At 65.1% G+C, this 26159-nt stretch carries 21 protein-coding genes; 16 read left to right on the plus strand and 5 right to left on the minus strand.

The genetic code is table 11. The features are described 5' to 3' along the window. Nucleotides 1-2 precede the first annotated feature (2 nt). The 3 genes from IV500_RS00465 to IV500_RS00475 form a co-directional block, all read right to left on the minus strand. A complete protein-coding gene (locus IV500_RS00465; RefSeq protein ID WP_196394860.1) occupies nucleotides 3-377 on the minus strand; it encodes a DsrE family protein in 375 nt (124 codons plus the stop codon). Next, nucleotides 374-1132 (minus strand): hypothetical protein, encoded by a 759-nt coding sequence (locus tag IV500_RS00470; protein WP_196394861.1) that lies wholly within the window; start codon nucleotides 1130-1132, stop codon nucleotides 374-376. Before IV500_RS00470 ends, IV500_RS00465 begins: the two co-directional genes overlap by 4 nt. A 211-nt stretch (nucleotides 1133-1343) precedes the next feature. Next, nucleotides 1344-1955 (minus strand): TetR family transcriptional regulator, encoded by a 612-nt coding sequence (locus IV500_RS00475; RefSeq protein ID WP_196394862.1) that lies wholly within the window; start codon nucleotides 1953-1955, stop codon nucleotides 1344-1346. Between the two features lie 219 nt (nucleotides 1956-2174). Between IV500_RS00475 and IV500_RS00480 the strand changes: the two genes are divergently transcribed. Then, a complete protein-coding gene (locus tag IV500_RS00480) occupies nucleotides 2175-5306 on the plus strand; it encodes a glycoside hydrolase family 2 TIM barrel-domain containing protein (RefSeq protein ID WP_230854311.1) in 3132 nt (1043 codons plus the stop codon). Between the two features lie 120 nt (nucleotides 5307-5426). Continuing rightward, nucleotides 5427-6212 (plus strand): AfsR/SARP family transcriptional regulator, encoded by a 786-nt coding sequence (locus IV500_RS00485; protein WP_196394864.1) that lies wholly within the window; start codon nucleotides 5427-5429, stop codon nucleotides 6210-6212. 50 nt (nucleotides 6213-6262) lie between these two features. Here IV500_RS00485 and IV500_RS00490 read toward each other — a convergent pair whose 3' ends face one another. Continuing rightward, the gene (locus tag IV500_RS00490) at nucleotides 6263-7054 is read right to left on the minus strand and encodes an AfsR/SARP family transcriptional regulator (RefSeq protein WP_196394865.1); all 792 of its coding nucleotides are present in this window, start codon (nucleotides 7052-7054) and stop codon (nucleotides 6263-6265) included. A 137-nt stretch (nucleotides 7055-7191) separates the two neighbouring features. Beyond that, nucleotides 7192-8238, minus strand: a complete 1047-nt coding sequence (locus IV500_RS00495) for a hypothetical protein (protein WP_196394866.1) — start codon at nucleotides 8236-8238, stop codon at nucleotides 7192-7194. Between the two features lie 156 nt (nucleotides 8239-8394). On the opposite strand from IV500_RS00495, the gene IV500_RS00500 reads away from it, so the two are divergent. From IV500_RS00500 to IV500_RS00565, 14 genes are all read left to right on the plus strand, one after another. Next, nucleotides 8395-8988, plus strand: a complete 594-nt coding sequence (locus tag IV500_RS00500) for a Pvc16 family protein (protein WP_196394867.1) — start codon at nucleotides 8395-8397, stop codon at nucleotides 8986-8988. Then, nucleotides 8976-9824 carry a hypothetical protein gene (locus tag IV500_RS00505; RefSeq protein WP_196394868.1) on the plus strand — a complete coding sequence of 283 codons (849 nt, stop codon included), beginning with the start codon at nucleotides 8976-8978 and terminating at the stop codon, nucleotides 9822-9824. Before IV500_RS00500 ends, IV500_RS00505 begins: the two co-directional genes overlap by 13 nt. Nucleotides 9825-9862: 38 nt before the next feature. Next, nucleotides 9863-11818, plus strand: coding sequence for a phage tail sheath family protein (locus IV500_RS00510; protein WP_196394869.1), 1956 nt, complete (start codon nucleotides 9863-9865; stop codon nucleotides 11816-11818). Between the two features lie 13 nt (nucleotides 11819-11831). After that, nucleotides 11832-12287: a phage tail protein gene (locus IV500_RS00515; protein ID WP_196394870.1), complete on the plus strand. Its 456-nt coding sequence runs from the start codon at nucleotides 11832-11834 to the stop codon at nucleotides 12285-12287. Beyond that, nucleotides 12284-14302 (plus strand): phage tail sheath C-terminal domain-containing protein, encoded by a 2019-nt coding sequence (locus IV500_RS00520; protein WP_196394871.1) that lies wholly within the window; start codon nucleotides 12284-12286, stop codon nucleotides 14300-14302. The genes IV500_RS00515 and IV500_RS00520 overlap by 4 nt, the downstream gene beginning before the upstream one ends. Next, nucleotides 14295-14780 (plus strand): phage tail protein, encoded by a 486-nt coding sequence (locus tag IV500_RS00525; protein ID WP_196394872.1) that lies wholly within the window; start codon nucleotides 14295-14297, stop codon nucleotides 14778-14780. Before IV500_RS00520 ends, IV500_RS00525 begins: the two co-directional genes overlap by 8 nt. Further along, on the plus strand, nucleotides 14777-16351 hold the full coding sequence (locus IV500_RS21830) for a CIS tube protein (RefSeq protein ID WP_196394873.1): 1575 nt from the start codon (nucleotides 14777-14779) through the stop codon (nucleotides 16349-16351). The genes IV500_RS00525 and IV500_RS21830 overlap by 4 nt, the downstream gene beginning before the upstream one ends. 26 nt (nucleotides 16352-16377) lie before the next feature. After that, nucleotides 16378-16554 carry a hypothetical protein gene (locus IV500_RS00535; RefSeq protein WP_196394874.1) on the plus strand — a complete coding sequence of 59 codons (177 nt, stop codon included), beginning with the start codon at nucleotides 16378-16380 and terminating at the stop codon, nucleotides 16552-16554. Beyond that, nucleotides 16547-17632 (plus strand): phage late control D family protein, encoded by a 1086-nt coding sequence (locus IV500_RS00540; protein WP_196394875.1) that lies wholly within the window; start codon nucleotides 16547-16549, stop codon nucleotides 17630-17632. The genes IV500_RS00535 and IV500_RS00540 overlap by 8 nt, the downstream gene beginning before the upstream one ends. Beyond that, nucleotides 17632-18300: a phage baseplate assembly protein V gene (locus tag IV500_RS00545; RefSeq protein ID WP_230854291.1), complete on the plus strand. Its 669-nt coding sequence runs from the start codon at nucleotides 17632-17634 to the stop codon at nucleotides 18298-18300. The genes IV500_RS00540 and IV500_RS00545 overlap by 1 nt, the downstream gene beginning before the upstream one ends. Then, nucleotides 18297-19904, plus strand: a complete 1608-nt coding sequence (locus tag IV500_RS00550; RefSeq protein ID WP_196394876.1) for a hypothetical protein — start codon at nucleotides 18297-18299, stop codon at nucleotides 19902-19904. The genes IV500_RS00545 and IV500_RS00550 overlap by 4 nt, the downstream gene beginning before the upstream one ends. A 10-nt stretch (nucleotides 19905-19914) precedes the next feature. Next, entirely contained in the window at nucleotides 19915-23361 is a 3447-nt protein-coding gene (locus IV500_RS00555) for an eCIS core domain-containing protein (protein ID WP_196394877.1), read from the plus strand. A 126-nt stretch (nucleotides 23362-23487) separates the two neighbouring features. After that, the gene (locus tag IV500_RS00560; protein WP_196394878.1) at nucleotides 23488-25767 is read left to right on the plus strand and encodes an eCIS core domain-containing protein; all 2280 of its coding nucleotides are present in this window, start codon (nucleotides 23488-23490) and stop codon (nucleotides 25765-25767) included. Further along, nucleotides 25764-26132 carry a hypothetical protein gene (locus IV500_RS00565; RefSeq protein WP_196394879.1) on the plus strand — a complete coding sequence of 123 codons (369 nt, stop codon included), beginning with the start codon at nucleotides 25764-25766 and terminating at the stop codon, nucleotides 26130-26132. Before IV500_RS00560 ends, IV500_RS00565 begins: the two co-directional genes overlap by 4 nt. The last annotated feature ends 27 nt before the right edge of the window (nucleotides 26133-26159 follow it).

A 26159-nucleotide genomic window follows, 5' to 3' on the forward strand; every position in this document is an offset into this window, starting at 1 on the left:
GCTCAGTAACTAAATGTCACCACCGGATCCCCGCCGATCCAGTTCCACAGCTGGACCGTACCCCCGGCCTCCGCATTGGCCATGAAGCCGGACCTGTCGACCCGGCGCGAATCCAGGCAGATGGGGCAGACCAGATATCTGCCGCCGGCCCTTTCGTAGCGCTCCAGAAGGGCAGTCAGGGGCGGGCAACCATCGCATGCGACAGTGTGCGCGAACCCCTGAAGCACCAGCCGCACGGCTTCCTTGGTGAGGAACATCAGGGTCTCCCTGCCCTGTTCCGCGGCGCCAACGGCCACCAAAAACGCGACCGTGACACGCTCGGGATCTTCCAGCCCGGTCGTCAGACTGATAACTGCCCTATTCATATTGCTGTTCATGATGCTCTCTTTTCCGATATATCTTCCGGAGCTTGAACCGCAACGGTGCCATCCGTCGCTGTGGAGGGGAATGTGACGCCAAGGTCGGCGACGAACAGGCCGCGCTGCGGAAGCCAGAAATCGCCCAGGTGTTCCTGCTGCGCCAACGGACCAGGTCGTCCCGCGTCCGTGCCGTCAATGCTGGCGGATGCGGACCGGACCATCCATACGCGCAACGGCCGTGCTTGGAAGGACTGGCCATTGGGGACCACGCCGGAAAACCTCATCCTGCCGGCATGCAGTAACGGACCGACCATTATTCCCATGGTGCGGAGCATCCGCTCATCCCGCCAGAGTTGTGCAGGCATCCTTAGGGCCAATGCGCTGACGGCGCTGGAAGTCCGCGAACTTGCCAGCTCAATCCGCCAATCCAGCACACCGGGAATGCGTATGGTGGCGGAGGACGGACTGTTCCACCTGACGGTGATCTCAGCGGTTATCGCCGCGCTCAGCGCGGATCCAAAATACCTGGCGCAGCTTTGGTGCGGCGGGGCGTCGGCATACACCGTCCATTGTTGGTCGGGTCTGCGCAGCCAGACTGCGCGGTAGCCCGGGCCGATCGAGCTGGCGGGAAAATCCCGGAAGGCCAGATAATAGCCGGAACTAAACGGCAATCCCAGGACCGCATATCCGGCGAACCGTTCGGCGGTGTCAGCGGGCAATTCCGCCAAGGGTTGGGTCGCTTCGGCGTATGTCTGCGGCTGCTGCGTGATCATTTCGTTCTCCTCTGCGCTTATGCGCAGATCGTCTCCGCTGCGCTTATGTGCAGATCGTATGGCCGCCAACGATCATGCGGCATGGGGCGAACACCCCATTTTTCACTCGTGATTTGCCGTAGTCGCCTCCGGCCGCGCCGCACCGCGCCGCACCGGGGCAGCACGGACGGTGAAACACGCCACGCTGTGCGTGCGGGGTACGGGAAAGAGACTACTCGGGCAAAATTATAAGCCGAAGATAATCGCGCAGGCTCCCGGCCATATCTATGCTGTCCGGGGCGAACAGCCACTGGGTCTGGATGCCATCCCAGAGCGCAATGAGCGAGGCCGCAGCCCGCTGCGGATCAACGCCAGGACGAAGGCGGCCCTCCTGCGCCATGCGCATGAACGCTTCGGCGTAGCTGATTCGAAGCCTGGCAAACCGGTCGATAAAAAATTGACGTCCCGGGTGGTCATCCGTCACGGATTCCGCGCACAACACCGTATACAGCTCGATCACACCGGGAATGTCCTCATTGAAGCGGGCCTGGCGGATCACCGCGTCGACGAGGCTTTCCTCGGGATCGGGCAGAACCGCGCCGTCGCCGGAGATCGAGTCCCGCCAGGTGAGCACAGCAAGGAGCAGTTCACGCTTCGTCGGGAAGTAATGCAGCAGACTCGTCTGGCTCATGCCGACACGGTCGGCCACCTCCTGCAGCGAGCCGCTGCGGTAGCCACGCGCGGCAAACACGGCGTGGGCGGCTGTGACGATCGTCCGACGACGGTCCGCCGACTTCGCGTACGGTCCCCGGCGCCCCGCCTGGCTCGGCTCTGTTGCCTTCATGGCATGCCACTGTACAGCAGGACGAACAGTAGTTTCCTAAATTTCGAGTGGTCACTCGAACTTTGTGTTATCGTCGTTTCATCCGGGCGCGTCAAGGTCGTCCTGCGGTGCCTGAGGCGCTGGCAGGCATACAGAAGGATTGGTCAATCAGTGACAGCTCTCCCGACAGCCACACACACAACACCCACACAGACTGCACCCGCCCTTCCTGCCGCTGCGCTGACGACGGACGTCTCGTATCTGCTCGACCGCGGGCCCGGCTCCGGCCGGCGGGTACCAGCCCGTTCCTGGCTGCAGACGGATGCCCCGACGCAATCGCTCAATGGCCACTGGCGCTTCCGGCTGCTCGCCGGTGCACCCGGGACACCCGGCGGACGCCGCGTGCTGCCCGCGGGCGAGACCGTCGAAGGCGTGGCCGAGGTGTCCTTGGATGATTCGTCGTGGGATGAGATCGCGGTGCCGTCGCACTGGGTCCTGCAGCCTGACGGACGCTACGGCCGCCCCATCTACACGAATGTGCAGTTCCCGTTCCCCATTGAGCCGCCGTACGTTCCCGACGAGAACCCAACGGGTGACTACCGACGCCACTTCGAAGTCCCGGGGTCCTGGTCGGATGCGGCAGCCATCGTGCTCCGCTTCGACGGCGTCGAGTCCCGTTACAAGGTATGGGTCAACGGCACCTCGATCGGGGTGGGCGCCGGCAGCCGCCTTGCGCAGGAATTCGATGTGACGAAGGCACTACAGCCTGGCTCCAATCTGCTGGTGGTGCGAGTGCATCAGTGGTCAGCATCGAGCTATCTGGAGGATCAGGACCAGTGGTGGCTGCCCGGGATCTTTCGTGACGTGACGCTGCAGGCGCGTCCCGTGGGTGGAATCGATGACGTCTGGCTGCGCACCTCCTTTAGTGGCGTTTCCTCCCATGACAACAGCACCGGTGCGTCCGGTGCCGGCAGCATCGACCCCGAGATCACGGCATCCGCCGCAGCGTTCCCGATCACGCTCAAGGTGCCCGGGCTGGGTGTCGATGTGACGTGGGACTCCCCCGCCGACGTCGGCCCGGTCGACGTTGCCGCCGTCGAACCCTGGTCCGCGGAGACTCCGCGGCTTTACGACGCGACGGTCGGCGGCGCTGCCGAGACAATCCGGCTCCGGCTGGGCTTCCGCACGGTGGAGATCGTCGGCGACCGCTTCCTCGTCAACGGCCGCCGCGTCGTGTTCCACGGCATGAACCGGCACGAGACCCACCCCGACCGCGGACGGGTCTTTGACGAGGACTTCGCCCGTGCCGACCTGATTCTGATGAAGCAGTTCAACGTCAATGCGATCCGCACCAGCCACTACCCGCCGCACCCGCGGCTGCTGGATCTGGCCGACGAACTCGGTTTCTGGGTCGTGCTCGAGTGCGACCTCGAGACGCACGGTTTCGAGGCAGGCGGCTGGGCGGGCAACCCCAGTGACGACCCGGCCTGGCGTGCGGCCTACGTCGACCGCATGGAGCGCACCGTCGAGCGGGATAAGAACCATCCCTCGATCATCATGTGGTCCCTCGGCAACGAATCCGGAACGGGGTCAAACCTCGCAGCGATGGCGGCGTGGGCTCATGCCCGGGATTCCTCCCGCCCGGTGCACTACGAGGGCGATTACAGCGGCGCTTACACCGACGTCTACTCGCGGATGTACTCCTCGGTCCCGGAAACCGCGGCGATCGGCCGCGACGATTCCCGCTCATTGCTGCTCGGCTGCTCGGCTGCCGAATCGGCCCGCCAGCGCACAAAGCCGTTCATTTTGTGCGAGTACGTACACGCGATGGGCAACGGACCCGGTGCCATTGACCAATACGAAGACCTGGTGGACCGCTATCCGCGCCTGCACGGCGGCTTTGTCTGGGAGTGGCGGGACCACGGCATCCGGACCCATGCGGCGGACGGAACCGAGTTCTTCGCCTATGGCGGTGACTTCAACGAGGTGGTGCACGACGGCAACTTCGTGATGGACGGCATGGTGTTCTCCGACTCAACACCGAGTCCTGGCCTCTTTGAGTACAAGCAGATCGTTGCGCCGATCCGGCTGCGCCTTGCTGCCGACGACGGCGGCGCGGGCACTGAGCTCTTTGCCACTGTCTCCAATCTGCGCCATTGCGCCGATGCCGCCGACATCGCGTTCCGCTGGCGGACCGAGCACGACGGCGACGTGCGGGAAACGGGCGAACTCATCGTCGCCGGCGCAGCGGGTGCCGCTCTCGCCGCCGGCGAGTCGGTCCGGGTTCCGCTGCCGCAGGTGACTGCTGAGGACACCGGCGAGACTTGGTTCACGCTTGAGGCAGTACTGCGGGAGGCAACGGCGTGGGCGCCGTCCGGCCACGTGATCTCGACGGCGCAGCTGGACCTGACGACGACGGCGGCTTACGCCCGCACCCGGCGGCCCGCTTCGTCGGTGCGCAGCGGCGCCCTCGATGCCCTGCCCGGCGACCCGATGGCCGACTCCTTGGCCCTCGGCCCGGCCGTATTCGACGGCGGACGGTTGGTGTCCCTGGCAGGCGAAGCGGTTACGGGCCCCCGGCTCGAGCTCTGGCGGGCACCAACGGACAACGATGAAGGAGCCGGACGAGGCTCGTATGACCTCGCCGACCCGTGGCTGAACGACGGAAACGGAGTATCTGCGCCGTCGTCGGCCGTCCTCTGGCGCGCGGCCGGACTGGACCGCCTCACCGGTCGGGTCGAGGAGGTCGCAGCGATCGACGGCGGCATCCGGGTCCGCACCCGGTATGCCCCGGCGAACACCCGCAACGCCGTCATCGCCGAGGAATCGTGGCAGCTCGTTGACGGTGAACTGTGGCTGCGCATCGACATGGTCCCGACCTCAGCATGGAACATGGTCTGGCCGCGCCTGGGCGTTCGTTTCGACCTGCCGGGCTCAGTGGATGGTGCGTCGTGGTTCGGGACCGGGCCGCGCGAATCGTATCCGGACAGTATGCACGCCGCGCTCGTCGGACGGTACTGCGCAGCTATCGACGAACTCACCGAGCCGTATGCACGGCCGCAGGAAAGCGGGCACCGCAGCGACCTGCGCTCTCTCGAGCTGAACAACGGGGGAGCGCCGTGGCTGCGGATCGATGCCGCTGCCGACCCTGGCGGACGCCGCCCCGGCTTCACACTTTCCCGGCATACGGCGCAACAGGTGGCCCGGGCGCCGCATCCGCACGAATTGCCGCCGACCGGGCGCAGTTATCTGTATCTCGATGCAGCACAACACGGGCTGGGTTCGCGCGCCTGCGGGCCGGACGTGTGGCCGGACTTCGCGCTCCGCCCCGAGGCACGAACGCTGACCCTGCGGATCACCGCTGCCCCGTAGTCCGGTGGCCTGGGCCCGGTAGCCGGACAGCCCGGCTCGTCATCGGCTCCGCCCGGTCCCGGTTAGGCCACCTGTGGAGGGTCAGGCCCGTAATACGGCGAAATTACTGGACAGCACCCGATGACAGGTCTCAGAATGGGACCTCACGACGGTGGGGGAACCATGGGCAGCAGCGCGGGTTCACTACACCGGGGAGCCCGCGTGCAGCTCCTCGGGAGGTGGCGACTGTCCTTTATCGACAGCGACTTGGCGGTACCGGCCGGGAGCACGCAAAAGCTGATCGCCCTCCTGGCCCTGCGGGGCAGCCTGTCCAGAGCACAAATCTGGGGAACGCTCTGGCCCGAAGCCAGCACTGCCCACGCCTCCGGCCGCTTGCGAACGGCAATGTGGAGGTTGGCCGACAGCCGTTTGCTATTGCTCGACGACGATCATGGCCGGATGAATCTGGCGCCCAGAGTGCAGGTGGATGTCTGGGATTTGTACAATGCAGTCGCCGAGCTTGCCCACGGTGACGCCGACTCCTCCAGTGCCCCGGCCCACCCTGAAATTTCCCTGTTCGGCGCCGATCTACTGCCGGATTGGGATGATGAATGGCTTGTGACTGACCGCGAACGGATCAGGCAAATGAGACTACACTCGCTTGAATCCCTATCCGCACAATTGGTCCGGGAACGGCATTTCGGCGCTGCCGTCGAGGCGGCGCTGGCCGCCGTTAGCGTTGACCCCCTGCGGGAGAGTGCGCACCGTGCCGTGATTTGCGCGCACCTGGCGGAAGGGAATACTGCCGAAGCGCTGCGCCAGTTCCATATCTGCCGCACCCTGTACGCCCAGCAGCTAAATGCTGTCCCCAGCCGCTCGCTGTATTCCCTGGTCTCGGAGTTCCTTGTTCCCAGGCCGGACACTTGATAGGCCTATCTTCTTGTGCTCACCTTCGGGTGCCCACCTTCTTGGGGGCCTCAGCGCCGGCAGGTATCTGCAGCCCAGACCGATGCCGGTTCCGTCCTTTCGATCAGCCCGCGGATTCTGCTGCCTGGCAAAACACCGAGTTCCTTGGCCACGAGGACACCATACGCCTTGTAGATCCGGCGCGCTTCGGCAACATTGCCCTCGGCCAGATGCGCTTCCACCAGTACTCTTTGAGCGCTTTCCCGCAAGGGGTCGATGTCGACGGCTTCCATGGCAACCTCGACCGCTTCGGCGTAGCGCTCCAGCCGGATCAGCTGGCAGCACAGGGCCTCGAGTCCATGCAGGAGGCGCTGGCGGAGGCGTTCGCGCTCAAAGATAATCCAGTCGTCGTACCAGCCGGGAAGGAGGTCCAGCGCCTCGAGGCTCCACGCGGGCAGCACCAGATCCGTGCTTTGCGCGGCACCGCCGATGACGCGGCCGGCCCAATCGCGCAGGACGTAGATATCGATGCTCGTCTGGTCCCGCAACGCAATGAAAACCTTGTCCGCTTCAAGTACGTCGATCCCTGCTCCTTTAAGGCGCCACAATGCGGATCTGAGGTTTCCGGACGCCCGGTCATCGGAGACGTACGGCCACAGCGTTCCGGCCGCGTGCCGCCTATCGACACGTCCGTCGTGGAGCGCTACGAACACGAGAAGCTTTTTGCTGCCTTCGGGCACCGCAATGCGGCGCCCCGCCTGAATGACGTAGGGACCGCCGAGGAGGCAAATTGCGAGCGAGTCGAGCCGGGCAGGCTCACGGATATCGAGCCGCGGAGGCTCACTGAGTTGGGTGCTTGCCATCGCATCAAAGCCCTCCTTATGTGATGAACACGTAGGAGAACCATAATGTGACGAATGTCACCACAGCGTCACAGGAGAGCCGACCGTCAACGTGCAGTCGCCGGGATTCTCAGGCGGTCCGACAACGCGTCCCATGCTTAGCGCCCGCGCCCGCCATGCCGCTCGTACCAGTCCGGCTCGCCGTGGTGCTCATGGCCCTCCCGCCGTTCGTGCCTTTCGCGTTCCTCCGGCTCTTCGCGCTCTTCGTGTTCCTCCCGCCGTTCCTCGTGCTCCTCATGCCTCTCGTGTCGGTCCTTGTCCTTCTCACAGGGCCGCTCATCGGCGCAGTGCTTGTCATAAATGGCGACTATCTCGTCCACGGTGTTGGTCTGCAGCCGCAGGCAGTGGTCGTCTACTGCCTTGCGCCTGCAGTCCCGCTCGGCCTGCGCGCCCTTAAGCCTGGAGACGGCTCCGCAGCCGTTGGTCCAGCAAGTCAGCGCGCAGCACAGGCACTCAACGAATTCGTGGACATCGGCAAAGCCCAGCCACACGCGCTCTATCCCGCGTTCGGCAACGAGCGCCTGCGCATAGAGCATTTTCAGGTCTGTAGTCGCCTCGTCCGCCAGCAATGCGGCGTTGACCTTGTCGACGTCGTCCTTGCAGGCAGCAACCCTAAGCTGCAAAGCGGCCGGCTCACCCACCAGATCCGTAAAACACTTACTGGCCGCGTCCGTCCGCTGCTGGTACTTATCCACCCGCTTCACCAGTTCATCGTAGGGAATTCCGGTGATATCAAGATCAAAGTCGCAGTCTTCGGCGGAGCAGCAACAACCGGGGTCAGGCTGGCACTTGGCCAGTTCTGCCACAACCTGCCCAAACGCCCGGTCAATGTTCCGGACCACCCGTTCCTGCTCGATCTTGCATCTGACCCGCTCTGTCAGTTGTTTGACGGCGTGCCGAAGATCCTGAACCTTCATCTGCACATCTTGTCGTGCCTGCCGGTACGACTTGCGCGTTAGTTCATAATCGGTTTTCGCCTTCTCCAGCGCATCCTTCAACGGGGCGTTGTACTCCGCCTCTTTGGCGATGCCCATCATCCGGCACTGCACATCATCAATTAGCTTCGGATCGCAGCCGGGACCATCGGTCTGCGGCTTTTCGCAGCCATCCTCTTCCCGCTGCTCCCCATCGTTGTCGGTGTTCATCGTCGGTTCCCTTCATCGCGGTCCGCTGGTACGTCACCAGCCGCGCTGTTAAGTTTCCGGCCCCGGTGTCACTGAGCGGTCACGGCAGCGTTCCGCCGTCAGGTACCGGAATAATGGGCGACGGGCCGGTGACGGAGCACCGGTCAAGATGGGCCCATGGCTGGATATCAGGCCCTCGCTGCCGCCGGTTTGAGCATCGTGGCATTGCTCAACAGGCGCTTCCACGCCGTGCCGGGCGCGGGGAACCTGGACGCTTTCCTGGCCAGCACCAACGAACTCAAGACGATGAAGACCAATTCGGGGCAGCTCGTTCATCAGCCAGCGATTTCCGTCTACTGCTACCGGGTCAGCGTGGACCGCGAGACCCGGGCCGGCTGGTCGGCGGTGGGAAGCATCGACGGCATCCCCCGGCTGCCGCTGCGCATGCACTTTCTCATTGCGGCGTGGGCGCCAAACGTCGAGGATGAACTGAGGTTCCTTGGCTTGGCGGCCCAAACGTTGGAGAGCGAGAGCATCCTGACGGGTCCGCTGCTCGATCCGAGCGGTGAGTGGTCGGCGGGCGATGCGGTGCAGATAGTCTGTGATGATCTTGCCCTGGACTCCATGAGTGAGGCCTTTCAGGCGCTGAGTACCGATTACCGGCTGTCGCTGCCATACCTCGCGCGGGTAATCTGCATTGACGGACGGCAGGAGTCCGACGGCGAACGGGTCACCACCGTTGCCGCGCGGAGCCAAGTGTGGCTGCCATGATGGCCGACGGCGTGATCGACACCGTGATCGGGCCGGCAAGGGTGCTGCACCAGCTTGCGCTGGGCGTACAGTGTCTCGACGCCATTACCGGAAACCCAGTCGCCGGGCGAATCCGTGTAGGGAGCGAGGTTGCCGCTGCGCACCGCCGAAACCACTCCCAGACCGCGTGGCCCTGCTCAGACCTGGAGGGTTCCGCGATGGGCCGATTCAGGCTTCGCTATGGCCCGTTGATCCCTCCTTCGTTTGTGCTGCGCTTTGATGACCCGGACCGGCGCTATGCACCGCGTCGGTTTTCCGTCCTTCTGTGGCCGCTCGTCGCGGTCACTGCTGGCGCCGCGGGTCCGTACATTCCGGCTGCCTCGCGGCTGCTGCGCGTCTGGCTCTGGCCGGGCTCCGCTTATGCGTTTCCCCGCGGCAGCACCGTCATCCGCGGCCGGGTGGCCCACAACGCGCTGCCCACCCGCTGGGCGCGTGTAGCGGCAACTGGGCCAACCGGTGTAATCGCAGGACGGGCGCATGCGGATGAGCGCGGCGAGTTCCTGCTGGTCGTATCCAACCCGGACCAAAATCCGTTGCAGGACTCCGTGGACCTTGATCTGGTGGCCACTGCGCTGCCGTCAACAGGGACGGTCGATGACCGTGACCGCTGTTCGGATTTGGTCATCGAGGACGTTCCCCGCTCCTCGGTCCCGCCACTGTCACAGGACTTGGACAATGCCGTGCTCCGCGGCGTCAGCCCACCGCCGGGTTTCGTGCCCTCGCTTCAACCGGTGCAGCACAAGATTCCAATCGGTACCGAACTAGTCCTGCACGACGATGTTCCATTCAACCCCTAAAGCGTGACCCAGCCCCAAGCGTGACCTAGGAGGTCAACGTGCCTGAATATCTAACTCCTGGTGTATACCTTGAGGAAACCAGCTTCCGGTCCAAATCCATCGAGGGTGTGGCAACGTCCACCTTCGGCGTGGCCGGACTAACCCGCTACGGCCCCACCCCGTATGACATCACCCCGCCCGGATCGGCCCGGCTGCCAATGACGCCGCAGCCCACCTTGGTCACCAGCTTCACGGAGTTCGAACGCGCCTTTGGCGGGCTCGGCGACGTTGGAGCGGGAGCTGACCAACGAAACTACTTGGCGTTTGCCGCCCGGGCCTTTTTCGGCAACGGTGGCCGGCGGCTCTACGTTTCCCGGGTATTTCCTTTCACGCAGGACGCCAACAACCTCATTGATCTGACGGCGAATTTCGCCACCTTACCCCTGACCGCCCCGGCCGCCGGGCCGCCGCCGGTGCCGCCAGCACCGGCGGCGCCTCCGGCCGCGGTTTGGCGCGCGCGTTGGCCCGGTATAGCCGGCAACGAATTCAGCATCAAGGTGAGCCTGCAGCGCAGTAAAAACGTCCTCATCGGCGCCGCTCCGGCTGCGGCGCCGGGTGCACCTGCAAAACCCGGCGTGCTGCAGGGTCTGGGCTTGGACGCCGTCATTGAAATGTACGCCGGTGACGCTAAAATTCCGCCGGGAACCGATCCCAAGACCGGCAAGCCGAATGCCCCCACCGCCGGAAACCTCCGGATCGTGGGCAGCGACGGGAAGGGAAACCAGACCCTGATCGACCCTGCGACGGGCGCCCCAACGCCCGTCCCCTCCGCCGGGGCGCTTGCCAGCCACCTGACCGTCACCGTGACCGTCAGCTGGGGACGCCGGATCGATGTGTATCCCGGACTTGAGCTGGGCACCACCCATCCGCGGTCCATCGCCAAGGTGCTGCAGGCTGCTGACCCCACCGATGAGTCCAGCCTGGTCTGGCTGGACCTGTCCAGTGCGCCGCCGTCGCCCGCGGACCTGCTGACGGCACTACTGACGCTCAACCAGCCCACTTATCTGGCCGGCGGCACCGAAGGAGTCGCCCTGAGTGCGGACGATGTCAAAGGCGAAAAGGCCGACCCCGATGACGTTAACAAGGCAGCCACGGGCCTCGAAGCCCTCCTGGAGGTGGAAGACATCGCCATCGTCGCCTCACCCAACGCCGTCTCGTTTTCCTCCGAGGGCGAGCGCAAGACGGCGGTGGACGACCTGATCGCCCACTGCGAAGCGCCACATGCCTACCGGATCGGCATCATCGACCCACCGGAAAACCAATCACTCTCGGAGGTGCGCACTTTTCGGTCCCAGTTCGATTCCACCTACGCCGCCCTGTACTACCCATGGCTGGAGATCGTGGATCCCACCGTCAAGGTGGATCCCAGCGCCGCGCCGGCGCGGCTGGCTTTGCCGCCGTCGGGCTTCACCGCTGGCATCTACGCCCGCACCGACGTCCAGCGCGGCGTCCACAAAGCGCCGGCCAATGAGGTGATCCTGGGGATCACCAAGTTCGTCCAAAACGTCACCTATGACAGGCAGGCGGTGCTGAACCCGGAGGGCATCAATGCGCTGCGGTTCTTCGAGGGCCGCGCCAACCGGGTCTGGGGGGCGCGGACCGTTAGCTCCGACCCGGAGTGGAAGTACGTCAACGTGCGCCGGCTGTTCATCTACCTGGAGCATTCCATTGACAAGTCCACCCAGTGGGCCGTCTTCGAGCCGAACAACGAACGGCTTTGGGCTTCGATCCGCCAGTCTATCGAGGACTTCCTCCTGGTGGTCTGGCGCACCGGCGCCCTGATGGGCACCAAACCTGAGGAAGCGTTCTTTGTGCGCTGCGACCGGACCACGATGGCGCAGAACGATTTGGACAACGGCCGGCTGATCTGCCTCATCGGAGTGGCACCGACCTATCCCGCAGAATTCGTGATCTTCCGTATCGGTCAATGGACCGCTGATGCCCAGCAGGCGTGAGGTGAAATGAATCATGGTAATTCGAAATAATCCGTATGGGGCGTTCAACTTCATGGTCAAGCTCGGTGATGCCGGCGGCGAAGAGTTGATTGTTGGCGGCTTCTCCGATGTGACCGGGCTCGGCAACGAAATCAAATACTCCGAATACCGCAACGGCAATGATGCGGACAACCACGTCCGCAAGGTGCCCAACGTCAACAGCGTCGACGATGTGACTCTCAAGCGCGGAGTGATCGGCGACCTGCGCCTGTTCAGCTGGCTCCAGGCCACCAGCAGAGGTGAAATCCAGCATCGGACCGTCACCATCACGCTGCTGGACGAGCGCCGTACCGCAGTCTGCAGCTGGATCCTGCGCGACGCCCAACCGAAGAAATGGGTGGGTCCCAGCCTGACCGGCAAGGGAGGCGGTGAGGTAGCCATGGAAGAGCTGCATCTGGTCGCCGAAAGCATTGACTACCAGTCCACATGACCACCGGCCTGCAGTTGGGCCACCCGGGCATTTACCCGTTGGGCAGCCGCGAAGCACGGCAGGAGCCGGGCTTCGAACCCGTGCGCCTGGATGAAACCGGTTTCGTTGGAGTCGCCCTCCGGGGGCCCGTCGACACGCCCGTCCTGGTGGCGAGCTGGTCCGACTATGTCCGAAACTTCGGCGCATTCGAAAGGGAGGCACAGACGCCGGACCGGTTGCTGCCCTATGCCGTGCAGGCCTTCTTCGCCCAGGGCGGGGAGCGCGCGTGGGTGCTGCGCGTCGCTCCCGCGCCGGATTGGACCGGCGATGACGCCGAAGCGGCCACCGCATCCTTTAGCATCGGCCTCGGGACCCCCAACTCCAGCGGATCGCTGCCAGAGAGCCCCGGGCTGGCGGCCGCCAGCGAAGGAACATGGGGCACCGGGTTGCGGATCCGCCTCGGTTTCGAGGTGTTGCAGTCCTTTGACGCGACCCTGGACGACGACGGCGGGATCAGGCTCCCAGCCGGGGCTGTCCTGGCGCCGTGGTCCCTGCTGCGGCTGCGGCCACTCGATCCGCCGGGGCTCCCCAGCTTAGGCTGGGTGGCGGGCGAGCGCCGGACGGACCCGCACGCGGGCGGACGGTCCGCCGTCCTGGCGGCACCCCTGACGGCACCTGCCGGCGGGTCCCTTCGGGTGGACGTGGTCACCGCCGTGCTGGAGGCCGCCGCAACCGGCGCCGGGCAAAGCGAACGACTCACCGGGTTGGGCCTGGGACCGGACCATCGGCGGTTTTTGCCGGAGGTTCTTGCCAGCGACTCGCTGCTCCTGCGGGCCACCGGTAACTGGGGCTGGAACGACGCCCTACCGAATCTGCAGCTGGACGACATCCCGGTGCTGCCGGTTCACCCCGGCGAGGACCGCAGCTCGGGGATCGATTTCCGCAGCTTCTACGATGACGGGCCGGCGGACCAGGATTCCCTCGATGAGGCCGTTCACCGGGGCGTGGATGCCATGGGTCGCGAATCGCGAATCGGACTGCTGTGCGCGCCTGACCTGTATTGGCGCGCGGCTCCACCCGCCCCCGAGGTGCCCGTGCCCGTCCCGGTCCAGCACGCCGCCTCCTGTTCCTGCGGACGCGAGGACCCCTGCGGTGGCCGGGATACGGCGCAACAGGACCCCGACTACGCCCCCACGGACGACGTGCAGCCGGGGCTTGACGCCCGCGACCCGGGGGACCTGGCCGAGATCATCCGGCGACAACTGCGCCTGGTACAAGTGGCGGAGCTGCGGCACCGCTTTGTCGCGTTGCTGGACGAACCGGCGGGGCTGTCGCTACGGCAGATCCACGACTGGCGCACCGGGTTCGACAGCAGCTACGCCGCCGCCTACTTTCCCTGGCTTGGCGTCCCCCGGGTAGGACCAGGACGGCCCGCCCTGGTCCAGGTGCCGCCGTCGTCCTTCGCCGCGGGCATCATCGCCGCACGCGAGCGCCAGCTCGGTCTCTCCTGGGGACCGGCCAACGCCCTGGCGGCCGGCGCCGTGCTCAGCGCCGACGTCGTCACTGATGCCACGCACGACGCGCTCCATCTGCAGGGAATCAACGTCTACCGCCAGGAACGGGACGGCATCCGGCTCAGCGCCGCCCGAACCCTGTCCACCGATCCTGAATACGTCCAGCTCAGCGTCCGCCGGCTGATGACCATGCTTGTGCTGACCTTGGAACGCCAGGCGCAGTGGCTGGTCTTCGAACCCAACACCCCCCAGCTACGGGCCACGCTGACCCGGATGCTGACCGCATTCCTGCAAGACCAGCATCGGCGCGGGGCCTTTGCCGGCGGCACGGAGGCGGAGTCATTCTTTGTGCAGTGCGACGACGGCCTCAACCCGCCGCAATCTCAGGGCCTGGGGCGGCTGGTCGCGGAAATTGGCGTAGCCCCCGCATTCCCACTGGAATATCTGTTGCTGCGGATTTCGCAGGATGTGGACGGTGCAGTGCTCGTGGCCGGGCCGGAGCAGGAGGGCGGCCATGCCTGAGCTGCTACAGACCTTTAGGTTCCACGTAACCCTCACTCCCAGCGCCCCGGGTACAAAGGTTCCGGCCATCTGCGTGGACGGCGGTTTCGCCGAATGCAGCGGGCTGGTGCTGGAGGCGGACGTGCGCGAATTTCTGGAAGGCGGCCGGAACGACGGCGTGGTCCGCCGGGTCGGGCGCGTCAAGCTTTCGCCGCTGGTCCTCAAGCGGGGCATGCTCGCCGGCGGCAGCGGGGAGGTCAACAACGAGTTCTGGCACTGGCTGACGTCCATGGTCAGTGGTGCCCTGCCGGTGGCCCGCTATGACGGTGAAATCAGGGTCGATGACGCCACGGGGCTGCGGCCGTTGGCGCGGTGGATCTTCGAGCGAGGCCTGCCGCTGAAAGTTGCGGGCCCGACGCTAAACGCCAAGACCGGCGAGATAGCCGTCGAAGAGCTCCACATTGCGCACGAGGGTTTGCGGTTGGGGCTGATCCCATGAGCGCCACTTTGGCCAAAGCCATTTTGGTCCGGCTTGAGAAGACCGAGGGGAAGGGCCCGAACGCTCACTCCACGGTGAGACCGGAGAAAGGAGCATCTTCCTTCGCGGTGCAGTTCAATCCCACCTCGTTGAAGATTTCGCGGCAGAACAATGTTGACAAGGGCGGATCAACTACCCGCACGCAGGCCCGGCAGAACCCCTCCACGCAGTCCGCGATCCTGACGTTCGACCTGGAATATGACACCTCCGAGGGTGACAAGTCCGGTAACGCGGTGGATGTACGCACCAAAACGCTCCAAATCCGGCAATTCGTGGAACCAAATCCGAATACTCCCAAGGAGCCTCCCCCACCCATCCGTTTCGTTTGGGGTACCTTTCATTTCAGCGGCATTGTCAATTCACTCACCGAGGATCTGGACTATTTTTCGCCCGAGGGCCGTCCCCTGCGGGCCAAGATCTCCGTCTCCATCACGGAGCAGGATCCCCGCTGGGAGGCCAGCTTCATCGGTCCGGCAGTCCTGGATGCCAAGGCGGCCACACCCCCGGGCGGCGCCGGTGCCGCCACCGGTCCGGGCGCACCGCCGGCTCCCAATCCCACCAGCGCCGCCGTCGCCCAGGGCGGCGAAAGCCTGCAGCAACTGCTCGCCCGGCAGGGTGCGGACCCGGCCACCTGGCGGGCGGCCATGGAAGGGCTGGACAGTCCGCTGTCATTGGCGGCCGGCGCCCAGGTCCAGCTCAGCGCCGGGCTGTCAGCCGGTGCGGGCATCGGCATGTCCGTTGGATTTGCCGCCGGGGTCCAGCTGGGCGGCACGGCATCGTTAGGTGCGGCGCTGGGCTTGAGCGCAAGAGCGGAGATAGGCGCCGGATTTGGTGTCGGAGCCGGATTCAGCGCCGGTGTCAGCCCCTCGGTGGGATTCGGGGCAGGGGCAGGGGCCAGTGCCGGAGTGGGGTTCAGCGCCGGCGCAGGATCCGGGGCGGGGACGGGAATCGCTGCGGCCGGGCAGACGGCAGCGGGATTTGCCCTTGCCGCCGGTGGCGGCGTCGCCGCATCCTTGAACAGCGTCCTGTCCGCCCGGGCCGCACTGCAGGTCGCATCGGCCAGGGCGGCATTCGACGTCCCTACTGGCACCGCTGCCGCCGGGGCGTTGTCTTCGAGCCCTACGGGCGGTTCCGTTTCGGCCGGAATTTCCACCGCTGTGGGTGGTTCCGCTTCGGTGGGTGGTTCCGCTTCGGTGGGTGGTTCCGCTTCGGTGGGTGGTTCCGCTTCGGTGGGCGGTTCCGCACCGTACGGCGTGCAACCCGTCGATCCCAGGACACAGACCTACGGAATGTCCATCCCGCTGCGAGCACGTGCACGCACGCTCACCCCCACCCCCGCCAGCAGCGGCACGGTGGTTGCCGCCGCGGCAGGCGGGTCGGCCGCCGTCGTCCAAGCCCGCGCCAGCGAGCGCGATCTGGCGTCCGGCAGCACGGCCGGCGCCGCTCCATGGTCGCAGCTGCCCGGGATCTCGGCGGAGCGGTCGTTCGCCGACGGTCAGCAACGCGGCCGTGACGCTGGCCGGGCACCATGAAGTGGAAACCCGGGAGGTGAGCACGAATGGGCGTACATATCGGCGAAGTGCATACGGACGTCGCCGCAGCATCCGGCTCCGGTACCCACGCGGCGGCAGCCCCGCATGCGTCCCCGGCTGCGGGGCAGGAGCGCTGGGACGAGATCCGGCGCACCGCTGAGGTGCTGGGCTGGCGCACGGCGTCCGAGGGCTTCGATGACTGAACCGCTGCTGGGCATCGTCTCCCCCGTGTTTACCGTCAACGGTGAACTGGCGGGAAGCCTCGCCCGCGACTGCGTCAGGCTGGAGGTTGCAGAAGGCTGCGAAGGGCTGCGCACCCTGCAGGCCCATTTCATCGCCGTCGGCCCCGGGGCTACCGGTCCGCCGTCGAAAATGCTGTATCTGGACGGCCAGAGTGTGGATTTCGGAAAATCCATCGAGGTCAGCCTCGGACCGTCGACCGCGCAGCGCACCGTGTTCGACGGCACCATCTCCGGCCTCGAGGCAGTCTATCCGGACAGCGAGCCGCCACGGGTGGTGGTGTACGCGGAGGATGCACTGATGCGGCTGCGCATGACCCGACGAATGCGCACTTATAGGAACGTCACGGACGCAGACATCGCCGAACAAATCGCCACCGAGCACGGGCTGCAGACCGATATCGCCGCCGAAGGACCGCGCTACGACGTGGTCCAGCAGGTCAACCAGAGCGATCTGGCGTTCCTGCGTGAACGGGGCCGCCTGTTGCAGGCTGAAGTCTGGTGCACGGGGCGGAAGCTGCATTTCACCCTCCGGACACGGCGCCAGGGCACGGCGCTGACGCTGGTGCAAGGCAACGAACTCCTTTCCGTCAGGCTGCGCGCGGATCTGGCCCACCAACGCAGCGAGGTGGTGGTGACCGGATACGACGCCTCCACCCGCGCCGTCATCAACGAAAGCGCCGGCGTCGACGTCGTCGAAGGCGAAGCCGCCCGCGGCCTGACCGGACCACGGGTCCTGGAGAAAGCCCTCGGCGCCAGCGTCTCCCTGCGGGTCCGCGAGACGGCCTTGAACGCCGACGAGGCCAGAGCCTGGGCTAAGGCTGAGATGCTGCGCCGCGGTCGCAGTTTTGTCACCGCCGTCGGCACCACCCGGGGATCTCCGGACATGGTGGTGGGCAGCAATCTGTCGCTGCAATCCGTAGGTCCGCCCTTTGACGGGACGGGCTACTACGTGACTTGGGTACATCACATCTTCGAGCACGAGCACGGACTAAGGACCCGGTTCGAGGCCGAACGCGCAACAGTAAACGAGGCCTCCTGATGACGCTACCCAATCCGGTGGACGGCTCCGCGCCCGGCTACTTCGGTGTCTACCCCGCTCTGGTGACGGACATCGTGGATAAGGAAAAACTTGGACGCATCGAGATCAGGTTTCCCACCCTCGGTACGGAGGGCGACCGCGACGTCAGGGCTTGGGCCACGCTTTGCACGCCCTATGCGGACAAGGACCAAGGGCTGGCCATTCTGCCGGAAGTGGGCAGCGAGGTGGTGGCCGCCTTCGAGGCCGGCAACTGGCGCCGGCCCTATATAGTCGGGTCCGCGTGGAATGGCCAGGCCGCGTTGCCACACGCCCCAGAGGCGGCGAACAACATCCGGATGTTACGTTCCCGGGGGGACAGCCGGCTTGAGTTCGACGACACAGCAGGTGCGCTGAAAGTGAGCATCACCATGAGGGCCGGGCACCGGGTGGTCCTGAACGATGCGACCCAGGAGGTCACCATCCAGCACGCGAACGGTTGCGTGCTGCGGATGACGGCGGCGGGGTCGATCGAGATCAAGGCCAATAGCTCGGTGGAAATCACCGCTCCGGCGGTTGATGTGACGACGCCCACCGCAACATTCAGCCAAAACATTGTCTGCCAGAACCTGCTCGCCCAGGTTTGCGTGGTTTCGCCGATGTACACAGTGGGAGTAGGCAACTTGTTATGAGCGGCCATGACGGTTTCGTGTTGCGCGCCCCCTGGTATGTCCGCGAGCGCCAGCCAGCTTTCGGTCTGCGTGACCGGCGGGCGCTCCGGCCACAGATCCAGATGTACAACAATGCGCAATTCGTGAAGAACACGCTGATGCGTGACCCGCGTGACTCACTCAAGGCGAGCCAGGACGACTTCTGGAGCTACCCGGTCCCCAATACTCCATCCCTCTCCGCGAAGGGACGCGAACGGCTGGCGACCAGCCGGCTGCTGCACACCAAGCTGCGCAAGCTCTATCAGCCCACGCACGAGCGGTTCTACGCCGTCGTCGTCGAGGTGTTCTGTGATGCCCCCGGCTTGCCGCGCGCCGGCTCGCACACCGACATTGAGGTCCGGATGGTGATGCGCCGCCAGCACACCTCCGTGACCGGCCAGCGCAAGCCGGTGCGTCGGCTGGCGCGCAACCTGCTGGTGGAGATGGCGAAGTCCGAAGATATCAGCTTCGATGCCGATCAGGAGCCCGACGCCGACATCCGCGACGTATGGTGGGCCGACGCCGCGTGGCACCGTCGCTTTGCGGAAGACAACGCCGACCTGCTGGCTGAGGTCGGCGGCCACACGGATGCGCAGGCCTGGATGGTCGACGGCGCCGGCAGCGGTCAGTGGCGGACTTTGGGCACCCCGCCCGGACCGGACCGGTCGCCGGACGCCGAGGAAGACTTCCCGCTGTGGCGGCTGCCCCCGCGCGAGGAAGACTGTGCACAAGCCCGAACCCGCTCCCTCTGGTTCGGCATCATCCCCACGTTCTCGGGAGCCCATTGGGTGGACGGGGACAAGAAGGTTCAGCCCAAGCTGGACGACCATGGAATCTACGAGCTGCAGTGCTTCGTCCGGCAGCCCGCGCCGCGCGGCCAGGAAGGCTGCCCGCCAAAAATATGGTGGGGCGAGCCCAGCGAGCCGTTCCGGCTGGCCGCGCCCTTTGACCCCGATGGAACCAAGAACCACGTCGTCTCCATCACCCTCCCCGATCTGCGCAGGCTCGCGGCCCACGCCGGGCAACCACAAGGACCGGGAGGGGCGCGCATGATTACTCCGCCGCAGTCCCAGTTCGTGTTCAATCCTTTCAACGGCATCCCGAAGTCCGGAACCGGGAAGATCGGCGGCGGCGGCGGGATCTGCACCTTCGCCTTTGAACTGTTCTTCATGGTTGCTTTCTTCCTCTTCCTGATGTTCCTGCCGATCGTAATTTTTGCCTTCCAGCTGTGGTGGCTGCTCGCCCTGCGGTTCTGCATCCCGCCCTCGATCTCCTTCTCTGTGATGGCGGCCTTCTTCGCCCAGGGCAAGCTGCTCGCCGCAGCTGAAGCGGACGCAGAATTCTCGATGAAGTTCGACGCCGCCTTCGGCACCGAGAGTAAGGTGCTCGCTGACACCGACAGGTCGCCGGGCTGGGCGAAGCAGCTCGATGACGTCAAGGCCCCCCTCAGCGGGGTCAAAGTCTTCAGCAACGATGCGGCACTGACTGGTGCCATGGTCGCCGCCAACGATCCGGCCGATGCCGTCAAGCCGGCACCGCCGCCGGTCGAGACAAAACCGGCCGACCCGCTGTGCGCCTCACCGTGAAGGCAACGCCATGACAAGCTTCGCCGTCAGCGGACCGCAGGACGCTAAGGAGCGGGAAGCGGGGAAGGCGGCCGATCGGTTGATGCATTCATCCCTCGGAGCGGACTCGACGGCGGCCGCACCGCAGAATTCTGAGGTTGACGCTGCCGCCGCGCGATCCCCAACGACGCTTGGGAACTTTCAGCTGTCCGCCGGCCAGTCGCTGGACCGTCGCACGCGCGACCTTATGGAACCGAAGTTCGGCGCGGATTTCCTCGGAGTTCAGGTCCACACCGAAGGGAACGCGATCGGCGCAGCCAATGCGCTGGGAGCAAAGGCCTTCACTGTTGGATCAGACATCGGGTTCGCGGCCGGCCGCTACCGCCCGGACTCCCCCACGGGCCAACGCCTGCTGGCCCACGAACTGGCGCACGTCGTCCAGAATGCCGGGGCAGGCTCCTCCTCCACCGTATACCGGGATCCGGTTGACCCCGACGCTCCCTTCGCCGGCGGTTTTGGCGGCGGACAATTCGGCGGCGGCGGCGCGGGCAGATCGTTCGGCGGCGGCTCGTCGGGGGGCGGGGGTGCGAGCGGATCGTTTGCCCCGCCGGCGCCCACCCCCGTGTCACAGCCCGGACCGGAGGTCATCGAGCTGAAGGGCAAACCGCTGCTGGCCCCGTCGCCCGCGCTGGCGCAGGCAATCAAGGACAAAGCGGGCGACACGCTCCTGGTCCATGTCCGCTTTGGTGAGCTTGCCGAAGGCTTCCTCCCCATCGTGTGGAGCGATACCGGCTTCATGACCCCGCCCCCGGCGAAGAATTTCCCGGCCTGGGGCATTCCCATGACCCATCCGGCGTTTCCCGTCGCCGGACTGGCAAAACCAACCCTGTGGATCGAGGTCCGCGACTCGGTGGTCGGCGGTGCAATGGGCTGGATCACCGCCGCCGCATGGGCTAACGATCCGTCCCAATTCAGGTCCCATGTGCCGTTGGAAATGCTCTTTGGCGGATTGTCCGCATTCACGAACCTGAAGATCGACGGGCCGATTACTGACGTCCTGTGGAACGGCCGATTCAGCTACGAGGCGCCGCATCTCACCTTCGACTCGGGACCGTTTTCGGGGAGCGGCCGGATCCGGGTCAGCGATGAAAATTACGACTTCGACGCCACCATCGATGTACCGCTGACAGGGCTGCCCAAGGGAGCGACCGTTCCGGTCAAGCGTCCTAACGGCCTGGAGAACCTGATATTTGGCAGCAAGACGTGGCGCTACGAGCGCACGCTGGGCGGAAAGAGCGGCTCGAAAATCTCCGGAGAACTGACCGCCACGCTGGGCAACGGATCGTTCGACGTTCGCGGTACCGCCGGCTACAGCCGCTCGAACCCGCGGATCCGCGGGACGGTAACTATCGTCGTCGGCAGCCTTGAGACGGCCCGGCAGGCGGTCACCGACCGGCTCGGACCTGATGCTCCGGCCAGCATTGAACCGGCGGCGCCGGGAGAGGGCATCGCCATCGCGGGTTTCGGCCAACTGGACTTCGAGCTTTCCGAGTGGATGACCGGAAACGCCGAGGTGATCGTGCACCCGGAGGGCTGGGTCACCGCCCGGGGGGAAATCCTGCCCACGAAGATTATCCCGCTCTTCCGGAAGCAGGCGAAGGAGCGCGAAGTCCCGGGGGCCGGCGGGTCCCTCACCGAGGTCGTCGCTGGCCTACCGCTGATTGGAGACGTTCGGATCGAAGCCGAGGCCCAGCTCTATTCGTACGGTTGGTTCGGCCCCGGAACATTGCACGACATCCGCGTTACCGGGCTGATCTCCAACCATCCCGCCATCGTGAACCGTTTCGAACTGGCCGGAACCATTAGTTCACCGGCGGCCGCCGGACTTCGGCTCGAAGCAAACATCGGCCTGTCCGCGTATGCCGTTCACCTGAAGAAGGTCGCCGAGGCGAAACTCACCGGGCAGGGCACGCTGGAGCTGCAAATGTACGCGGAGGCCGCAGCGGCTGCGGGACGCCGCGCCTCCACGGCTCCTCCGGGTGAGGCAGAGTACTACCTCCGGGGGAGTCTGGCCGCCGCCGCGGCACTCATTCTCGATCTGCAGCTCAAGCTTCGCGGTGATGTCCTCGGCTTCTGGCGGCCCAACATCCACCTCATCGACCAGACCTACACGCTGGGACAGGCCGGCGCAAAGCTGAACTTTGAGTACGTTTTCGGGAAGAACAAAGACAGTAGCATCGAGGTCAGCTTCGACAAGGTCAGCTTCGACGCCGGCACTTTCGCCGCCGCCGTCGTTCGCGGCGAAACGGTGACCCAGAAGGGCTACGAAGGCAAGACGCCGGTTGCCGCCGACACCACGAGCGAGGTGGTCAACCCGGACGCGCCGCCGCCCCCTGGCCCGGTGGCCTCCGGTGCGCACACTTCCGCCCAGTTGGAAGAACCCTTCAGCATGTACTGGGCGTCGCATACGCTGCGGTTGTCGCTGCTGGAACCACCGGATCTTCAGATGGAGAGCACCGGACCTGAGCGGCTGTTGAACAGGATTTCACGTGCGCGGAAGAATGTCCGCAAGGATGCCGCCCTTTCCGTGTTGGAGCGGGACACGCGGCTGTCGGATCTGGACAAGATCGCCGCCCAGGCCCGGCAGGTGTTGGACGCGGCCGAGAAGGTCGAGAAGGGATCCAGGTATCTGACCCCCTCCGTGCCCGGGTTCCACAATCTGGCGCAGCTCATTGCGGACTACGGCACCCGCTATCGGACGACCGACCTTGCCGTCGGGCTCGCGGCGGTCAGCGTGGATCCGACGAATCCCAAGACGGTGCTGAACAAGTTCCCGAAACTTGCCGACGACGCCCTCATCGCCGCACGAGTCGGGCGGATCCTGGACATGGGTGTCTCCGCGACGGTGCTGCGCAGAATCGTGGACAACCACCCGCCGAGCGCCGAGGGAGACGTCGTCGACCTGCTGGAATACATCGAGACCATGATCCTTGCCCGGGCCGTCAACTGGGGGGCGGTGCTGACAGACCTGAAGATCGGCGGCAGGAAACTTCAGGGGGCCACCTGGGTGCTGCGCTATATTGCGACCTACGGCGACTGGTCGGACGTGTCCTTTGAAGCCAAAGACGAGGATGCTGGGCAGCCCGACAACCGCCGGTGGGACACCCTGATGTCCGGGACGCTCTATGAATTCAAGGACTGGTACGTCTGGAAGTCGATATCCTCGCGGACGTTCCTCAAACAGATCCTGCAGGACTACCTCAACAACGGGGTGGGCGAGACGATGCCGCTCAAGTGGGTCTTCAGTGACTCTCCGCTGACCCGTAAGTCGATCATTGCCAACATGGAGGCGGCCCTCGACGGGGTTAAGGCGGATCTGCTGGCGGGGAAGCCGCCCCGGGTTCCGGGTTACTACTCGCCGGCCATGTGCGACACGATCAAGAGCCGGCTCAATTCCGTGGTGGTTAAAGTCAACTAGCCTCCGGCCGTTGGTGGTGCTCGAGAGTCCCTGGCCGCCGCCTACCACTTGATCGCCCAACCGCCGGCGAGGGCGCTGGAGTGCTCCGAAGACAGTACGGTGACGGGCCCGCGTTAGGCTCTGGCCATGCTGGCGTATCAGGATGCGGAACAAAAGTCAGAGGGCCGTCCTCTGGATACTGCGACAAAAGAACACTACGAACGTGGTCTGAACTCGGATTTGAGCGGCGTTCGGCTCCATACTGACGGCCCGGCCCAGCTGTCCGCGGCCGGCCTTGGCGCACAGGCTTTCACCTCGGGACTACACATCATCTTTGGTGCTGGGCGCTTTGATCCGGCATCGTTGGCGGGGCGACACCTTCTGGGTCATGAGCTTGCCCATGTTGTACAGCAGCAGGGGGGTTCTGCCGGCAGCACAGCGACGACAGCAGATGCCGAGGCCGAAGCCGAGCGTGCCGCATCAGTGGCCGCGGCGGGATCACCGACCAGTGTTCACGCAGACCGAGCCGGCCGACTGCGTGGATTCGGCGGCGATATCCGCACCATGTCGATCACGCCTCAGTTTGCCCGCAGCCTCACAGATGCGGCGTTGGCAGAACAGCTCCAGATCCTCGGCGCCCATCTGGCCGTGCTGCCCGCTGGCGCCGCTGAATTTGAAGCGGCACGCTCAAATCAGAGCATCCTGCAGGAAGAACAGGTCCACCGCTTAGTGAGCGGCCAGACCATCTTCGGGGTGGGAAGTACTGTCCAACATAGACACCTCCGATTTCAGCAAGGCGTTCTGTTGTCGGCACGCCACCGGCTTCTGCAAAACATCGAAAACCTGGCCCAATGGCGTTCACTTATCGTCGACCGACTGCCCGCGGAAGCGCTGCAAACCCAGGTGCTTGCCCAATCGGCGTCAGATCTTCATGCAACGGCTACCACCACCGGCGGCCTGACCGCGTTCTCAAACTGGAGCGCGGACCCCAATCCATACCGCCGCAATGTCTGGGAGCACCAAGTCCGCGGCCAATGGCGGGCATGCACGGGCTGCCACGAGCTTGTCCGAGCTGATCAAATGGCGGGCGACGAGTCCCATACAGGTCCGGCATGGCTGACACCGGCTGATCGATTGTCAGATGCCGCCGGGCTGAACTCGAGCCCGATCGGCATGTACAGCGGCATAACCGGGGAGAGTTCTGCCCGGACCTTGGCTGCCATCGCGGCCATCCGACCTATCGTGGCACCTCTGGGGGACCAAGGTTACAGGATCATTCCGGACGATGTATTTAGTCTGCGGAGCGGTCTGACACCAGGTCAACTCAAGGAGACCATTCTGGCCAAGTTGGATCATCGGCGCTGGTCATACGCGGAATTAATTCGACGGATCGCCAACGGTGATATCAGTTACCTGCAGCTTGGCCCAGTGTTGCAGGATCTCCTCCCCAGCACCGATGCCGAGGTCCAGCAGGCAGTCAAAGATGACATCGCGTCAGAGCATCGATGGTCCATCCTGAAGATCGCAGGAACAATTATCCTGGCTCTCCTGTCAATTCTCTTTCCACCGCTGGTTTTGGCGCTCGCCGCAATTCAGTTCACACAGGGTTACAACACCTTCAAGACAGGGTCAGCCTACAATCTCGGCATAGGCGCCAACAGTGTTTTCACCCGTGACCAGCAGGATAGCGGCACCGCCATGATGGCGTCGGGCGTGTTCAACATGACCATGGCCGCCGTCACGGTCGCAGGCGCGGCACCGGGCCTGCTCGATACCGCTGCGACGCGCGCCATTACCACCTCCGATCTGGCAGTTGCCGCGCGGCTGGGGCAACGCGCACTGCAAGGTCCGATACCCGAGGCCGAGCTTTTACTCCTCCAGCAGCCGGGCCTGGTCGGACGGGTGGCGCTACGCTGGGCAGACATGAGGCAATTCCAAGTCCTATATCGGGGACAAACCGCGGCGACAGCGGAGATTCTCAGCCCGGTGGCACGCTCCGGTGGAGTCGCCGCCTCCCGGTCCATGTATGACGCCATGAAGGCACAGGGCATGAGCGATCTGGAAATAGCGGGGCTGACGGCCAAATGGAATAACCAGCCGGTCCCGTCGTTCAGCGCGCCGCCAGGCATGGCAGGCCAGCCCTTAGGCGGGGTCGGTATTCCAACCACCCGCCTGCCGAACATCGCTGCTGACTTTGCCCAGCCAACCGGCGTCATCTATGTCCTGCGGATTCCCAAGGGCCTCGCCATTCCGGTCGGAAAGGCCGGCTGGGGGGCCCAGTCGGCCCTCGAGCAGGAATGGGTGATATTCCATCAGTTACCAAATGGAATGGTCGTCCGCCAACTTCCAGGCAATGTTGCGCCTCCACTGCAGTTCGACTATCCGGCAGCGGGTCCGTCTCTGGCAGTCCCTCCGGCAACGCCATGACATCCCCGGCGGAGGAATGGCGGCGGATTATTCGTTCCGGAATGCCCAACGCCCCGCGCGACGACGACGAACTGCACCGATATCTTCTAGCCGCATACACGCGATCGCAGGGTATTGAACGGTTCGTGATGGCCGTTGCGCGGCTGACATTCGGCGATCTGGATGTGGCAGAGGACGTCTTGACCTACCTGCCCGAGCCCGGCCATCCCGCCCGGGTTCTGGCCCGGTCGCTGGACGCTCTGCTGCCGACGGAAGCCACCGTGCTGGAAAATCCTGCGGCTGCCCGCCGGTGGCTCGCCAAGCATCGGGATACGCTGCGCTGGAACCCCGCGTCGGGGCGGTTCGAGTCCTCATACTCTGACTGATCCCTACGCCGGCGAATTCATCTAAAG

Origin of the sequence: Arthrobacter terrae (genome assembly GCF_015708085.1) — a bacterium.
Lineage (GTDB): Bacteria > Actinomycetota > Actinomycetes > Actinomycetales > Micrococcaceae > Arthrobacter_M > Arthrobacter_M terrae.